The sequence below is a fragment of the Leptolyngbya sp. NK1-12 genome, assembly GCF_032598965.1.
GTDB lineage: Bacteria > Cyanobacteriota > Cyanobacteriia > Elainellales > Elainellaceae > Elainella.
The window spans coordinates 82315-96905 of sequence record NZ_CP053587.1 but is presented as its reverse complement, the minus strand read 5'-3'; the positions used below and the strand labels follow the sequence as shown (position 1 = coordinate 96905).

General features: G+C 49.8%; 18 protein-coding genes and 1 pseudogene. 4 read left to right on the top strand and 15 right to left on the bottom strand.

Features of this window, described 5'->3' with window-relative positions; all coding sequences use genetic code 11:
- Nucleotides 1-33: 33 nt before the first annotated feature.
- Nucleotides 34-1026, bottom strand: coding sequence for a helix-turn-helix domain-containing protein (locus tag HJG54_RS28920; protein WP_316436525.1), 993 nt, complete (start codon nucleotides 1024-1026; stop codon nucleotides 34-36).
- 288 nt (nucleotides 1027-1314) lie between these two features.
- On the opposite strand from HJG54_RS28920, the gene HJG54_RS28915 reads away from it, so the two are divergent.
- The 3 genes and pseudogenes from HJG54_RS28915 (at nucleotide 1315) to HJG54_RS35630 (ending at nucleotide 3362) form a co-directional block, all read left to right on the top strand.
- Entirely contained in the window at nucleotides 1315-2727 is a 1413-nt protein-coding gene (locus tag HJG54_RS28915; RefSeq protein WP_316436524.1) for an arylsulfatase, read from the top strand.
- A 186-nt stretch (nucleotides 2728-2913) separates the two neighbouring features.
- Nucleotides 2914-3069 (top strand): hypothetical protein, encoded by a 156-nt coding sequence (locus HJG54_RS28910; RefSeq protein ID WP_316436523.1) that lies wholly within the window; start codon nucleotides 2914-2916, stop codon nucleotides 3067-3069.
- A pseudogene (locus tag HJG54_RS35630) lies at nucleotides 3006-3362 on the top strand (carbohydrate porin). The gene HJG54_RS28910 and the pseudogene HJG54_RS35630 overlap by 64 nt, the downstream one beginning before the upstream one ends.
- A 694-nt stretch (nucleotides 3363-4056) precedes the next feature.
- Here the strand turns inward: HJG54_RS35630 and HJG54_RS28905 are convergent.
- The 6 genes from HJG54_RS28905 to modA all read right to left on the bottom strand — a co-directional run bounded on the left by HJG54_RS28905 (nucleotide 4057) and on the right by modA (nucleotide 9515).
- Entirely contained in the window at nucleotides 4057-5064 is a 1008-nt protein-coding gene (locus HJG54_RS28905) for a zinc-dependent alcohol dehydrogenase family protein (protein WP_316436522.1), read from the bottom strand.
- Nucleotides 5065-5127: 63 nt separating this feature from the next.
- The gene (gene clpP / locus HJG54_RS28900; protein WP_316437095.1) at nucleotides 5128-5742 is read right to left on the bottom strand and encodes an ATP-dependent Clp endopeptidase proteolytic subunit ClpP; all 615 of its coding nucleotides are present in this window, start codon (nucleotides 5740-5742) and stop codon (nucleotides 5128-5130) included.
- Between the two features lie 260 nt (nucleotides 5743-6002).
- The gene (locus HJG54_RS28895) at nucleotides 6003-6431 is read right to left on the bottom strand and encodes an SRPBCC domain-containing protein (protein WP_316436520.1); all 429 of its coding nucleotides are present in this window, start codon (nucleotides 6429-6431) and stop codon (nucleotides 6003-6005) included.
- On the bottom strand, nucleotides 6424-6753 hold the full coding sequence (locus tag HJG54_RS28890) for an ArsR/SmtB family transcription factor (RefSeq protein ID WP_316436519.1): 330 nt from the start codon (nucleotides 6751-6753) through the stop codon (nucleotides 6424-6426). The genes HJG54_RS28895 and HJG54_RS28890 overlap by 8 nt, the downstream gene beginning before the upstream one ends.
- Before the next feature lie 106 nt (nucleotides 6754-6859).
- Nucleotides 6860-8710, bottom strand: coding sequence for a molybdate ABC transporter permease subunit (gene modB / locus HJG54_RS28885; protein ID WP_316436518.1), 1851 nt, complete (start codon nucleotides 8708-8710; stop codon nucleotides 6860-6862).
- A 7-nt stretch (nucleotides 8711-8717) separates the two neighbouring features.
- Entirely contained in the window at nucleotides 8718-9515 is a 798-nt protein-coding gene (modA, locus tag HJG54_RS28880) for a molybdate ABC transporter substrate-binding protein (protein WP_316436517.1), read from the bottom strand.
- A gap of 639 nt (nucleotides 9516-10154) precedes the next feature.
- Between modA and HJG54_RS28875 the strand changes: the two genes are divergently transcribed.
- Nucleotides 10155-10364: a TOBE domain-containing protein gene (locus HJG54_RS28875; RefSeq protein WP_036009917.1), complete on the top strand. Its 210-nt coding sequence runs from the start codon at nucleotides 10155-10157 to the stop codon at nucleotides 10362-10364.
- A 180-nt stretch (nucleotides 10365-10544) separates the two neighbouring features.
- On the opposite strand, the gene HJG54_RS28870 is transcribed toward HJG54_RS28875, so the two are convergent.
- The 8 genes from HJG54_RS28870 to HJG54_RS28835 form a co-directional block, all read right to left on the bottom strand.
- Complete coding sequence (locus tag HJG54_RS28870) at nucleotides 10545-11183, bottom strand: class I SAM-dependent methyltransferase (RefSeq protein WP_316436515.1); 639 nt, start codon at nucleotides 11181-11183, stop codon at nucleotides 10545-10547.
- Complete coding sequence (gene fdxB, locus HJG54_RS28865; protein WP_036009911.1) at nucleotides 11180-11482, bottom strand: ferredoxin III, nif-specific; 303 nt, start codon at nucleotides 11480-11482, stop codon at nucleotides 11180-11182. The genes HJG54_RS28870 and fdxB overlap by 4 nt, the downstream gene beginning before the upstream one ends.
- A 43-nt stretch (nucleotides 11483-11525) precedes the next feature.
- Nucleotides 11526-12317, bottom strand: a complete 792-nt coding sequence (locus tag HJG54_RS28860; RefSeq protein ID WP_316436514.1) for a dinitrogenase iron-molybdenum cofactor biosynthesis protein — start codon at nucleotides 12315-12317, stop codon at nucleotides 11526-11528.
- A gap of 67 nt (nucleotides 12318-12384) precedes the next feature.
- The gene (locus tag HJG54_RS28855; RefSeq protein ID WP_316436513.1) at nucleotides 12385-12651 is read right to left on the bottom strand and encodes a FeoA family protein; all 267 of its coding nucleotides are present in this window, start codon (nucleotides 12649-12651) and stop codon (nucleotides 12385-12387) included.
- A gap of 74 nt (nucleotides 12652-12725) precedes the next feature.
- Nucleotides 12726-13025 (bottom strand): 2Fe-2S iron-sulfur cluster-binding protein, encoded by a 300-nt coding sequence (locus HJG54_RS28850; RefSeq protein ID WP_316436511.1) that lies wholly within the window; start codon nucleotides 13023-13025, stop codon nucleotides 12726-12728.
- A 17-nt stretch (nucleotides 13026-13042) separates the two neighbouring features.
- Nucleotides 13043-13408 (bottom strand): HesB/IscA family protein, encoded by a 366-nt coding sequence (locus HJG54_RS28845; protein WP_316436510.1) that lies wholly within the window; start codon nucleotides 13406-13408, stop codon nucleotides 13043-13045.
- A gap of 34 nt (nucleotides 13409-13442) precedes the next feature.
- On the bottom strand, nucleotides 13443-13709 hold the full coding sequence (locus HJG54_RS28840) for a hypothetical protein (protein ID WP_316436509.1): 267 nt from the start codon (nucleotides 13707-13709) through the stop codon (nucleotides 13443-13445).
- Nucleotides 13691-14488, bottom strand: coding sequence for a HesA/MoeB/ThiF family protein (locus tag HJG54_RS28835; RefSeq protein ID WP_316436507.1), 798 nt, complete (start codon nucleotides 14486-14488; stop codon nucleotides 13691-13693). Before HJG54_RS28835 ends, HJG54_RS28840 begins: the two co-directional genes overlap by 19 nt.
- Nucleotides 14489-14591: the final 103 nt, after the last annotated feature.

Genomic DNA, 14591 nt, shown 5'->3' with positions numbered 1-14591 from the left:
TGTCAGTCAAACAGGGCTGGAGGGATATGGAGCCTACCTGATCCGTTTCAATGTTTCCGAGGGCAGTTCGCCAAATGCCTGCTTGTAATCATGGGCAAAGTATCCAAGGTGGTAAAAGCCAAATTGAGTGGCAATTTCCGTTACAGTTTTGTTACTGGGTTCAGCCGACTTTAAAGCTCGATAAGCGCCCTGTAGTCGGAGAATTTTTAAGTAAGACATTGGACTCGTTCCGAACATTTCCTGAAAACCGTAGCAGAGCGCGCGGCTACTGGTGCCTAGAGCTTGGCACAGATCAGTCAGAGTCAAGGTTTGGTCAATATGCGATTGCATGTAATCATCCGCCTGTTTGACCAATTGAGAGCGGCGAAAGATCCTAGCAGAAACCTGTTGTTCTTGCTGAGCCGTTAATGCCGTAATAAACAAAGGCAAAAAATCTTGCAAGATGATCTGCTGAAAGTCTGGTTTATGCAACAACGGGGAATGCTGATGCAACAACTCATAAATTTGTTTCAAGTAGCTGCGCAAAGGAGGAAAAGACTTTGGTATACAAGCATAGTTCGAAGCCAAAAATCTTGAATCTAACTCCAGTCGGTTCATAGCTTGGGCATAGGCTTCAAATATATCTGGCCGAATGTAGACAGCACAATATATAGCGCCCCCTGGGAAAACTAAATTTGCCTCACGATTGGCATCGAATCCAAACAGATAGTCTTCGGTAACGAGTCGGTTATTTTCAATGCCATGTTGTCCTTTGCCCTGCAGAATCATGGAAAAAGTTAGAAAGCCTACCTGCTTATGTCCAACTGCATACAGGTTACGATTGACATGATTAAAGTTGAACTGAATTGCCCCTAAATTAAGGGCTGCTGATTCACAATTAAAAGGTTCACACTCCAAAAGAGTTAGACGGACATCTTCAGGCAAAAATACCGCCAGCTCATCAATATCTTCAAAGTGGTAGTGCAATACAACATTCGAAGCAGTGTCATTCAGAAATTGAGAACTTAAGCCCTTCAGTAATTTCATCCCTTACCCGAGTAATGCCAAACTCTCTAGAGAAAACACTCCTGAGACATTTTGCTTTTTATTAAGCCCTTTTGAAATTCTTAATATTTTGCCTTCATAATCTTGCAATTTTTGGATAGTCATCATTTTAGCTGACCTCTATTCTTGTGTCTTATAGAAAGCACAAGAATTAATTTTGCCTCAGGATGCAGTGTTATTTCTGGCTTGCCATAAACCATCACACACACGCTGATATGAACTGGAGTGACGCATAACGTGAAAATTTTGGGCTTTTTTATTGCCTGCATAGTGGCACTTTTGTTAGGGGGTCGTGGGTGGTTGCCGCCTGTAGCAGCTATAGCTCAGCAACCGTCGCGCCCCCACATTCTCTACATCATGTCAGATGACCAGGGATGGAAAGATGTTGGGTTTCATGGCTCAGATATTAAGACCCCAAACCTTGATCGGCTTGCCCAAACCGGAGCCCGTCTCGAACAGTACTATGCCCATCCCATGTGCACACCCTCAAGGGCCGCCCTACTGACGGGTCGATATCCCCATCGCTATGGTCTGCAAACTGCTGTTATTCCCTCGGCGGGAACCTATGGACTGGCTACCGATGAGTGGTTGCTGCCTCTAGCGCTAAAGGAAGTGGGTTATAAGACTGCCATTGTGGGCAAGTGGCACCTTGGACATAGCGATCGCCAGTACTGGCCCCTACAACGAGGGTTTGATTATCAATACGGTCCCATTTTGGGTGAAATTGACTACTTCACCCACTCTGCTCATGGTCAGGTGGATTGGTATCGCAACAATGATCTGGTCAATGAAGAAGGCTATGTCACGACCCTCCTGGGACAGGATGCGGTGAAGCTGATCGAAGCGCATGACCCCAACACTCCGCTCTTTTTGTACCTGGCTTTTACTGCTCCCCATGCACCCTATCAGGCTCCAGAAGAATATCTCGACCAGTATCAATCCATCCTCGATCCGAATCGCCGTGCGTATGCAGCCATGATCACGGCAATGGACGACCAGATTGGTCAAGTGCTGGATGCGCTGGACAGGCAAGGCATGCGTGAGAATACGCTCGTTGTTTTTCAGAGTGACAATGGCGGTCCCCGTTCTGCGAAGGTGACGGGGGAGGTCGATACCTCTGGCGGCACCATTCCCGCTGATAATGGTCCCTTCCGCGATGGCAAAGGGTCACTGTATGAGGGGGGCACTCGCGTTGTTGCCCTTGCCAGTTGGACAGGACATATCGAGCCAGGTTCTATGGTGAACCAACCAATGCACATTGTGGATTGGTACCCAACCCTAGCGGGTTTGGCTGGCGCAGCGTCTGATCCGAGCAAACCTCTGGACGGGATCAATATCTGGTCGGCTCTGACTGGAGGCCAAATTCCTTATCGGGACGAAGTGGTTTATGGAATCGAGCCGTTTCGGGCAGCTATTCGACAGGGAGATTGGAAACTGGTGTGGCAAGTGATGTTGCCATCCCGAGTTGAACTGTTCAATCTGGCGCAGGATCCTGGGGAAGAAACCAACCTTGCAGACCAACATCGTGGGATAGTAGCCAGGCTGAAACGGAAGGTCGAAGCCTTGTATCAGGATGCTAAATTCCCGCTGTTTATTGAGGAAGCCGTTGGTGCAGCTAAGAGCGTGCTGTTTACCTCTGTTGCCACCCCAGAGGCATCGGAGGCGATCGATAACCAACCGTAACTATATTCCTAGTTTGAGAGAGCCTGCAGTGAATTTTTACCCATCAACCAAAATCCGGGTAACTTACGGTTAGGGTGGCTTTACAGCAGTCAAAGCAGCACTGACTTTAGCAATCCAGTTAATACGTTTGGACGGAACGGCTTTATTGATTTTCGTGATCCAATTCGAACTCAGGATGGAGCGTTTATGGTCTATGCAAATTTTGATCAGTATCTTTTCACGGTCGATACCACTGAGCGCAATCCTGATTTAAAGTTTGCCACTCCGCGTGGCCTGGAATTGTTTGGCGTTTTGGGAGCGGACCTGAAAACTCTAACTTTATCAATTCATTTATCAGTTTAGGAATAGGGGCTAAGGGTATTACACCGAGTCGCGAATATGACGAGTTTGGCTTGGGCTGGTACTATCTAGATTTCGCCAATGGTACAATCGATGCGATCAATGATGCTCCTGTTCTCAGTCGCGTTGTTGGGCGCGATTGAGATGGACAAGAAACTGGGTTTGAGGTTTATTATAATCTTGCTTTGACACCAGCGTTACAAATGACGTTTAGTGCTCAGTACATTATTCATCCACTGCTAAATGATGCTAATGATACATTTGTGTTAGGGGGGCGATTCCAATTGAGTTTTTAATATGTGGCGGTGCAAACCGCTTCTACACAAACTAAGTCGGCGACTCGGCTGAGCTTCGTCGAACGCCCTACACTAACCCTGGGTAGGATGATGAACCCGCGAAGGCGGGTTTTGTCTGTGTAGGCATGGCTTCTAGCTGCCAGTAGTCAGAGTTTTGTCATATCAAATCCGGTTGATCAGCCAGAGTTCGCGTAGAGGCGTTTCGCCGAAACGCCCGTACAACGCGGCATTTAAATTTAGGGCGTTTAGTCGGATTTGATATCAGTCAATCAGGGATGTATACAGGTGGAGGGTTTCTGTACGACTCAGGATGGCTAAGCAGGTTGAATAACTGGCTCTGGTGACTGCCGTCTGGACAACGGAGCGCTAGCTGCCATTGACAAATCGGGTACTTCTTGCCAGCAATGGCGGCAGAATGAAACGGTTCGATGATGACGAAAGCACCGCACCAGTGAATATCCGCAGCAAGGGCAGTCTGTGAATGAGGTTTTCATAATTATTTGTAATTCTGTCTGGTAAATAACCTGGTGAATAACGGATACCATCTCATCCGCCAACTTCTAAAGCATAGATGACAAAAATGAGGAAGTTGTGAGGATTGTGACAGAACCGCCTCAACTGAAAACATAATTCAAGACTTCGCAAGACTTCGCAATCTAAACCCGCTTTTGAGTGAGTTGCTGATACCGTAAACTTAAACTTCAGAAATTAGGTTGGGGTCGATGACTAAAACGGCGGCACCCTGAATTTTACCGCCGCGAAGTGCTGCTAACGCTTGATTGGCGGCAGCTAAGGGAAAGGACTCGACCTGCGTTTGAATTGGGATTTGGGGCGCTAGCGTCAAAAACTCTTCGCCATCTTGACGGGTGAGATTTGCTACTGACCGCAGTACCCGCTCTCCCCACAGTAATTCGTAGGGGAAGGAGGGAATGTTGCTCATGTGAATCCCCGCACAAACCACCACGCCGCCCTTGACTACCGCCTTGAGCGCTGCTGGCACCAGAGCACCCACCGGAGCAAAAATAATTGCTGCATCCAACGGTTCAGGCGGGGCTTCTGTCGAACTGCCGGCCCACACGGCTCCTAGATCACGAGCAAACTGCTGGCCTTGGGTATCGCCCGACCGCGTGAAGCCAAACACCTGTCTGCCCTGATAGCGTGCGGTTTGAATCACAATGTGAGCGGCAGCCCCAAATCCGTATAGCCCAATCCGCTCGGCCTCTCCGGTCATCATCAGCGAGCGATAGCCAATCAGGCCAGCACAGAGTAAAGGAGCGGCTTGCAGATCGGGATAGCCAGCCGGAATCGGAAAACAAAAGCGCTCATCGGCAACGGTGTATTCGGCGTAGCCGCCATCCAGTTGATAGCCGGTAAATTGAGCGTTATCACACAGATTTTCTCGTCCGCTGAGGCAATAGCGGCAGTGGTTGCAGGTATGACCGAGCCAGGGTACACCGACGCGAGTTCCGGGTGGAAATGTACCCTGTCTGCCTGCTCCTGCGACCACGGTTCCGACAATTTGGTGACCCGGCACCAGCGGCAGCTTTGGCTGGGTCAATTCGCCGTCCACCACATGCAAATCGGTGCGACAGACGCCACAGGTATGGACTTGAATCAGCACCTGTCCCGGCTGCGGAGTGGGAATGGGTAGCTCGACTTCCTGAAGCGGAGAACCAGGAGCCTTGAGAATCATGGCACGCATGGCTACATCTTTGATTGAGGGCCGATTGGATCGAGGGCTAACACAGGCTCGGCGATAGATGGGCTATCTAGCTGCTGCTAGGTCAGGCTGCATCGAAACTGTAGGGTGGTCGATCACCTGATCAATCAGGCCATAGTCCACCGCTTCTTGCGCCGACATAAAGAAATCGCGCTCCGTATCCTGCTCAATTTGCTCTAGGGATTTTCCTGTATAGTTCGCCATCCGTTGGTTAATCTGACGTTTGAGATAAAGGATTTCCCTGGCTTGAATCTCGATATCCACCGCCTGCCCTTCTGCGCCGCCAGAGGGTTGGTGAATCATAATCCGCGAACTGGGCAAACTGCTGCGTTTACCTTTAGCACCTGCACCCAGTAGAAATGCCCCCATACTAGCTGCCATCCCATAGCAAATTGTGCATATATCTGGACGAATGTGATTCATAGTGTCGTAGATACCCAATCCTGCCAACACGGAACCACCCGGAGAATTGATGTAGAGGTAGATATCTTTGTCTGGGTCTTCGGCTTCTAGAAACAGCATTTGTGCCACAATTCGATTGGCCATTTCTGACTCGACTGGTTCTGCTAAAAAAATAATCCGCTCTCGCAGGAGGCGAGAATAGATGTCGAAGGCTCTCTCGCCCCGAGCTGATTGTTCGATGACGGTAGGAATCATGATCTGAGTTCTCTCAATTAATTTGACGGTTGTAGAGATTAAATTTGCCGCTTAATCTGTCTGCTCAATCTGTCTGCTCAATCTGTCTGCTCAATCTGTATAATGCACTCCAAACTATTTGGCAAATACGTTGTCCTTAGTTGTCCTTACATGAGTGCAGTGATTTAATCGACGATAGGGCAGTTCATTGGCAACTGTTTACCGGTAGAGGTGAGCGGTAGGGGATGAGCGATTGAAACTGCCATTTTTATGCTTGAATTATTTCAGGCGACTAAGGCCAAGCCATCTGCAATTTCCAGCAGGTGTTTCAGATGGGACAAACTAGCGGTCCATTTGCGGCTGATGGTCAGACAGCTTTGGGCATCTAGGCGGTTGTGAATTAGCGTTAGCTTCACCAGGGTTCCATACTGCTGCAACTCAAATTGCACATGAGATGGCTGATTCTCTGTTGCGTCCAGCGGCTGGAAGCTGTAGGCCAATCGATGCGGCGGTTCGGATTGCAACACTTCGCCTTGCCAATCCGGTTCACCATCTGGATTGATGTGTTGTATGGTTGCTCCCACCTGCCAGTCTGACTGGAGTTGCCCCTCTCCCCAATACTGCTGAGTGAAAGCTTCGCTGGTCAAAGCGTCCCAAAGCTGTTCGAGACTGGTGGCAATGTAGGTTACATAAACGAAGGTGGGTCTATCCATGTTCCGTCTCCTTAGTGTTCTCTTCCAGCGTTCGTTTCAATTCACCCAGAGCATTTAACTGGCGACGTTCATATTTATTCAACCAGCGATCATAAATCTCCTGAATCGGTACGGGATTGAGGTAATGCAATTTCTCTCGCCCCTGCCAGACAGTGACAACTAAATTCGCTGCTTCCAGCACGGTTAGATGTTTGGTCACAGCTTGCCGCGTCATATCTAGATGTTTGCATAGTTCTCCTAATGTTTGGCCATTGTGAAGGTACAACTGGTCGAGCAATTTTCTCCGAGTCGGATCGGCAAGGGCTTTAAACACTGCGTCCATATTAACCTATTATGCAACTATTTGGTTGCATGTCAAGCGCTCGAATTTCCGCGATCGAAATTTATTCGAGGGCGGCGCGAATCCCTGCTTTGAGCAATCTGTCAATTCAATCGGTTATCATCAGGATTAACCGAGCCGGATCAAGCTGAACGGACCAGGGAAACGGCTGGTCTTTGATAGTGTGCCAGGTTTCTTTGAAGATTTCTGCCTGGACATGATAGTCCTGTGGGTGAGTGGGAGCGGCATTGAATTTAAGAAATAGCGTCATTCGATGCGGGGTTTCGCTAGTTGCAGCTAGCCAGCAGGGGAAGGTGTTGATGGCTGCAGAATCGGTGCCGATCCGGATCTGGTGTGCTCGGATGCCAATATCGGTGAGCTGAGTGGGAATGGCTTCGAGAACTTTCAGAGTGATGTCCCAGTCAATAGCCTCGATAATATTGTGCCCTTGAGCCACAGCACGAGAAAAGTTTTTGCAGCCGGTGAGTTGAGCTACGCGCACGGTTTGAGGGTGCTCAAAAATCTGGTGCTTGGAACCCTGAGCAATTGGTTTGCCGACCGACATCACCAGCAGCGTTCCACAGACGCGATAGACCTCCTCCAAATTGTGGGTGACAAATAGGGTGACACCGCGATAGCTAGATAAGACTTCTAGCAACTGCCGCTCCATTTGGCTGCGCAGATAGGTATCGAGGGCTGAAAACGGCTCATCGAGCAGCAAGGCTTCTGGTTCGGTAGCGAGTGCCCTAGCTAACGCGACTCGCTGCTGTTGTCCACCGGAGAGCTGATGAGGATAGCGGTCACCCAAGCTCTGTAACTGCACTAATGCCAACTGCTGCTTGACCCGCTGGTTGCGCATAGGTTTAGGCAGATGCTGAATTCCAAAGGCAATATTTTGCGCTACGGTCATGTGGGGAAATAGGGCATAGTTTTGAAATACCAAACTAACGTTGCGTTGATGGCAGGGGAGATTAATTTGCCGTGCTGAATCGAACAGGGTCCGCCCATTTAAGACAATTCGCCCCTGGTCAGGGGTTTCTACTCCAGCAATACAACGCAGCGTCATGCTTTTGCCGGAGCCGGAGCCGCCCAAAATGCCGAGGGTGCCAGGTGGGGCGGTAAAGGCTGGATTGAGGGTGAAACTAGGCAACTGTTTTTCGAGGTCAACCAACAACCCGGTAGCAGTAGGAGTGAGCCGCGGTTTGTGCCAATTTGCTTGTGGGGCTGGCTCAGTGAGTTTGCCGCCTCGGCTGACGGGTTCATCAGCTTCTACCCAGCCAGACTGTCCCTGTAGTTTTCGTTCGTATCGCTTCTGCCACAGGTTCACGGCCAGCAGTCCCGATAGTGAAAGACTGAGAATCAAGATCACCCACAGCCATGCTGCTTTCATATCGCCCGCTTCCACCGCAAAGTAGATCGCCATTGGCATGGTTTGGGTTTGGCCGGGGATGTTGCCCGCCAGCATCAAAGTGGCACCAAACTCACCCAAGGCCCGTGCGAAGGCCAGCGTAATTCCAGCTAACAGCCCAGGTACTGCCAACGGTAAGAGAATTTGCCTCACGACTCGCGGTTCTGGTGCGCCCAGCGTCCGGGCCACTTGAAGGAGGCTAGGATCAATTTGCTCAAAGGCTCCCAACGCGGTTTTGTACATTAGCGGGAAGGAAACCACGAACGCAGCTACAACGGCAGCATACCAGGTAAAGATGATGCTAAAGTTGAACTGCTGCATCAGAGAGCCTAACGCCCCGTTTTTGCCAAACAGGAGCAGCAGCAAAAATCCTACCACCGTAGGCGGTAAAATTAGCGGCGCGATCAGAATGGCTTCGATGATTGATTTCCAGCGGCCTCGGTATCCCAGCATCCAGTAGGCTGCCGCTGTGCCCGTCAGGAATGTGATCAGGGTGGCCAACCCAGCCGTTTTGAGGGAAGTCCAGAGGGGAGACAAATCCGCAGGCATCATATCAACCTCAGGGAGCAATGCCGAAACCGTACTTCTCGAAGATAGCGTGTGATTGTTTGCTGCTTAGAAACTGAGCGTAGGCGCGGGCTGCCTGTTGATTGGGGCTAGCTTTGATCACCGCGATTGGGTAAACAATGGGCGTATGGAGGGTGGCGGTAGCGGTGAGAGCAGATTTGACTCGGTTTGAGCTTTTGGCATCGGTGGCGTAGACTATGCCTGCATCGGCATTGCCGCTCTCTACGGTGCCTAAAACGCTACGAACCGAGTTGCCATAGACGAATTTTGTACGTAATTGATCGAGGATGCCTAAGTTACTGAATAATTCTTCGGCATATTGTCCAGCAGGAACGCTGCGCGGTTCACCCACCAAAATTTTCTTGATGGTTGGATCGGTTAACTGTTGGAAGCTGGTCAGTTGCAAGCGGGAATTTTGGGGTACGACTAGCACTAATTGATTAGTCAGGAGGTTACGACGAGTTTCGCTGAGGATCAAATCCTTGGTTTGGAGCGCATCCATTTGCTTGGTTGCGGCGGAAATAAACACATCTACAGGCGCACCTTGCTCAATTTGCTGTTGCAGCGGACCGGAGGCGGCAAAGGTATAGCTGACTGTAATGCCAGGATTGGCGGCTTCAAATATTGGATCGATGTCCTCTAGTGCATTCTGAAGGCTGGCGGCGGCAGCAATCAAAAGTGTTGTAGATTGATCACTGGCAGGAACCGGAGCAACCGTACTGCAACCAACCGATCCGGTCAGGGCAATCAGCAAACCGCCTAAAAAAGCAAGAACCTGTTTACGTTTCATGGGACTTGAGATAGTAGAGGGTGTTAGAACGAAGTGGCGACTTTGATTAGCAGCTTAGCTAGAATAAAATGATTTTTGGCTAATTGGGCGCTCTTTGCACAAGCTTACCGGGTATTCATCAGGAATCGAACTCGAAATTCTGTCTTGAAGAGATCGGTTTCTAGAGAAATTGTTTTACTAGCAATAGTCAGGTCGAGTAGATTGCGAATTCTGTTGAGATCCCCCCTAGCCCCCCTTACAAAAGGGGGGGACCGGGCCAACCGTGGTTTGCAGTCCCCCTTCTTCTACGCCGAAGGCGCATCCCCGCTGGGGTTTAGGGGGATTGTGCTATGCACACGCTGCGGGAACGACCCCAAGTCTAGTGATCAAAACAAATCCATTTCCGATCGACTGAGATTGTTTACATATCCTTTTAGCTACCATATTTTAGATCGTGAACGTAGTATCAATCGTAAAAGGTATTTAAAGGTACAGAAATCATGAACTTAAGAATACTTTTAAATTGATTTAAAAATATATGGAGGTCAATGGGTTTAAAAGCTTATGTTTTTTGCTAGAGTGTTACTGCAAGCTACAAGTAATATAGATTTCTCTCGAATCAAACAGTAGATTTTTCTCAAGCTAAGTAAGGAATCAGATATGGAAATTAGCGCTCGCAATGCTTTGAAAGGCACAATCAAAACGATTGACGTTGGAGCTGTGAATACGGAAGTGGTTTTGGAAGTGGCACCTGGCGTTGAAATTACTGCCATCATCACCAAAGCTTCTGCCGAACGATTGGGGTTGAGTGTCGGTAAAGAAGCCTACGCGGTTGTGAAAGCTAGTGATGTGATGGTGGCTGTTGATTAGGGGGCAGGAGATAGGGGTCAGGAGATAGGGTGGGTTTTAACTTCTGGAAGCGCAGCTCAAGGATCTGTTCAGAGTTTTGTGTCAATCCAGTGTTTGACTTCGTATACCCGCGAATCAATTGCGGGCGAGTCAGGCAACGAGGCAACACAGAACCATTGACAGATCCCAGCTCAAACAACTTTATTGCTTGCGCGCCACGATGTGAAAAATATGCCAGTGCTTTTCCTCACCGATGGCCGTGACGCCGGGGTGTTCCTCTTCGTCTAACCATTCCACCTCAAACGGCTGTAGTAGGGCGATGACTTGTTCGCGAGTCTGATGGCTGCGATTCGGAAACTTCACCCAGGAGTCTCGGTCACCGAATAGCTGTCCGCAAAACCGACCTTCGGGGTTCAGTGCTGCCAAAATTGTTTGCCAGAGATGGGGAAAATTAGCCGGCGGACAGAAGGGCAAACAAAAGCTGGCGTTGATCAGATCTGCTCCAATCGGTAGAGCCAATGTCTCAAAACGCATTACTTGGGTTCGCAGTTGGGTTTGCCGCCAATTTGGCTGGAGATCAGAACGACTCAGCATCCGCTCAAACGCCGTTTGCTCCGCATCGATGGCCAGTACTCGCCAACCTCGTCGCAGCAGCTCTATGGTATCCCGTCCATCTCCACAGCCTAAATCAACGGCCAATCGAGGCTGAGTGGTATCACCGCTTGGCTCTGCCTCAAAATTAGCGAGAGCCTTGAGCAGCGTTTCGCGTGGTGGGCGGCCTTCTACTGCTGCGTAATAAGCTGTCCAGTTATGTCGGGTAGGGTGGGTAGATGGGGTCATACGCCAGCTAGTGCCAACTCGGTATGGGTTTGACAATTTTTAGGACAGACTCTAGCACAAGCTTCGCAGCCGATGCAATTATCTGCATTCGCAATCGTCATTACCTTGCGTTCAATTTCGTCATCTTCTTCATCATCGACAAATTCACCTTCTTCATTCAGGGCGCGTAAGGCCATCACCCCACGCCCACAGGTTTTCAGACATCTACCGCAGCCGATACAGCGGACAATGTCAATTGCTTGCAGAAATTTGGGTGTCCAAATTTGGCCTCCGAAGGTTAGTCCTGTAAATGTCGTCATTGGTTGTGTTCCTCTCAATCGGGTTTTAGTAAGAAATAAAAGCCTACACCAGCGCTTTGTAATTTTTGACTCGCTCACTGGCAGCAACTCCCAAGATTTTGGCCAACCAAGGTGGTGGTGAGGTGGCAATCGCCTGTTGCAGTTCGGCGAGTAAGGTTCTAGCAGCGCCGCCTTGCTCTTTTTTAATTGGGTAGATGCCAGCCTGCACCACTTTGGCCGCAGCTGGCCCACCAATAGCGACGATATACAGCACCGAGCAGTCTCGAATTAAACTGACGCGAAAGGCGTTTTTGTCGTCTGAGAAGTCGGCTGCTAAGGCCGAGCGAATGTCAACTAGCCGAATTTCTTCAGTCGAGAGTTGATAGATCAGATAACGCAAACAGGAACCAAAATGCCCATCTAATGATTCTTGATGATTGGAGGCCACCGCGACTCGAATCGAGTTGGGCATGTCCTCAGCTCGGTAGGGTTCAATCACAGGGAGTTGGTCAATTGCGTCTAGTTCACCCCAAAGGATGCGGACGGCTTTTTTGAGAGCTGCAATGTCAGTTGTGTTGGCATCTTCTCCGTCTTCTTCCCCATCGAGTTCGTAGGTTTGTCCCAATGCGGTTTTCAGATTCGTGACCGTAATCCGACTCAGGCTGGCTTCATCCAGAACACCGCCCAGGTAATCCTGCAAAGCCTCAATAAAATCTGTAATCGGCAATTCCGGAAACAGTCTGGAGGCGAGGGCAATTCTCAGGGCCACTGCGTTGGAAATCGGTTGTTCAGCCGGTTGTTCAGCCATTTTTGGATCTTCTTGGTGAATGGTGAAATGGGTTGAGGCAGGAGACATGAAAGAGACAGGAGTTGTTCGACTACATGTGGCAGATCATGAATAACTCAATCACTAGGATGAACCGTTAATGACTAAGCGTTGAATGTTGAATTACTCGCACATAGATGGCGTTAATTGCGGTTTCATCTAGAGCATGGCAGGTATTGCCGATTCGGACAATAAACCGAGGAAAGCGCTGCTCTAACGTAATTGTCCGTCCGGGGGTTAGTCCCATGCTTCGTAGGGCTTGAGCAGTAGCGTCTCTAAGGGTATGGATGCTTGTGATCATGCCTCGTTCACCGAACCGCAGCAATTTTAATGACGAATCCTGAGCCGAAAATGACTTGTGCATGAGACTAATCCTTCCTGGATAGACGATTGCAATTGAAACAAGCAATTAAGACAATTGCAATTCAGACAACGTAATTAAACCAGATAAGCTTCCTGATGGGTGCGAACCGTGCAATCAGAGCGGGGATAGGCGACGCAGAGCAGTACAAATCCTTTTGCAATTTGCTCCTCATCGAGAAATACTTGCTCTGACTGATCCAGTTCGCCTTCGACCACTTTACCGACGCAGCTCGAGCAAGACCCAGACTGACAGGAGAAAGGCAAGTCTAGCCCCTGTTCTTCAGCTGCTTCTAGAATGGTTGTGGTATCTTCAACTGGAAAGGTAACGTCAAGCGACCGCTTTTTGTTGATGAGATGAACTTGATAGGTTGCCATGATTGTGTTCTCCGAAATTAACTACACGGTACTCCGGTTGGGGTGCAGTCTCCGGCTTGGAAAGACTTGCCGCAGCCACAGGTGTCGGTTGCATTGGGATTGGTGAATTTGAAACCGCTTTCCATCAACCCTTCTAGAAAGTCGATCACCACACCTTCCAGGAGAGGGGCGTTTTGAGGATCGATGTAGATCCGCACTTTGCCCTGCTGGTCGATTAGATCATTGGGACGAGGTGCATTAACGATATCGAGTACATATTCGTAACCGTTACAGCCTCCATCTTTGACACCAACTCGGATACCTTTTTCTGTCGATCCATCCGCGCTGCCTTGCAGAAAGGCCCGCAGGCGGAATTCGGCTTTTTCGGTCAGGATAATGGTCATGGGAGTTCCTCCAGAAGCGAATAGATGGTTGAATCTAAAACGGAGATTGGGGACAATTGCGGCGGGCGATGCATAATGTTGGACAATGGATCTGGGGCAGACAACGCTTTTGAGCACAGATCGGAGTTGCGAGAATGGCGATTACAATCAGCAGCTTGATAGACCAGGGAGCATACAACAGACCGAGAAACAGACTGACTAGCCCTACCAGCTTGATCAGCAGCCGCGTAATTTCATCGGCTGGCTGATTGACATAAACTGCACAGATTCCGATTGCCAGCGCTAAGAGTGGGAGCAGCATGGTTCCTCCTGGATAGTTGTGTTGGTTGACCACTGGTTTTTATGGCCACAAACCGGGCAGTTCGGATCGTGGTAAGGCCGCCGTTTGGCAAACTCAGCTTGGCTTAAGTTCATGGTGAGTAGTTGGGATAGCAGTGGTGTGCCCAATCCGGTGATCAGCTTGATGGCCTCTAGTGCCGTCAGACAGGCCAGCGTGCCCGATACTGCCCCCAAGACGCCAAATCCGCGTTTGTCCCAGTCGGGCTTTTCTGGGAAAATGCAAGAGAGGCAGGGAGTTAAGCCAGGAACGATTGTTGTCAGGTAGGCTTCCATATCGTTCATCGCGGCTTCCACCATTGGTTTCCCCCAACGAACACAGGCAGCGTTCAGCAAATTCCGTTCGGTGAAGTTATGGGCACAGTCTAGAACAATATTGGCTGTTTGCACTAATTCATCGACGTTATCTGAGTTGACATATTCGCAGATAGCGTCAATTTGCACATCTGGATTGATAGCTTCCAGCGTTGCTTTGGCCTTAAATACTCGTGGTTTTCCTACCCAGTCATGGGTCATCAAAATCTGCCGATTCATATCATCTAGCCGCAGTTCGCCGCCCCGCAGCAGAATCAATCGGCCCACTCCGGCCACGGCTAAGTAGAGAGCTGCTGTAGCGCCCAAACCACCTACCCCGGTCACGAGGACGGTTGAGTTCTTCAGCCGCTGCTGTGCTGCTTCACCAAATCCAGGCAGCATGATTTGACGCCGGTAACGCTCTAGTTCGGTAGGGGTGAGGGGTTGCATGCTGGATTCTCCGGGGATGGGTAGATAGATGGATGGGGGAGATGCGGCTCGTGAGCCTCGCCGAACGAGGGGAGATGGGGAAGGTGGAGGAGATGGGGAAGGT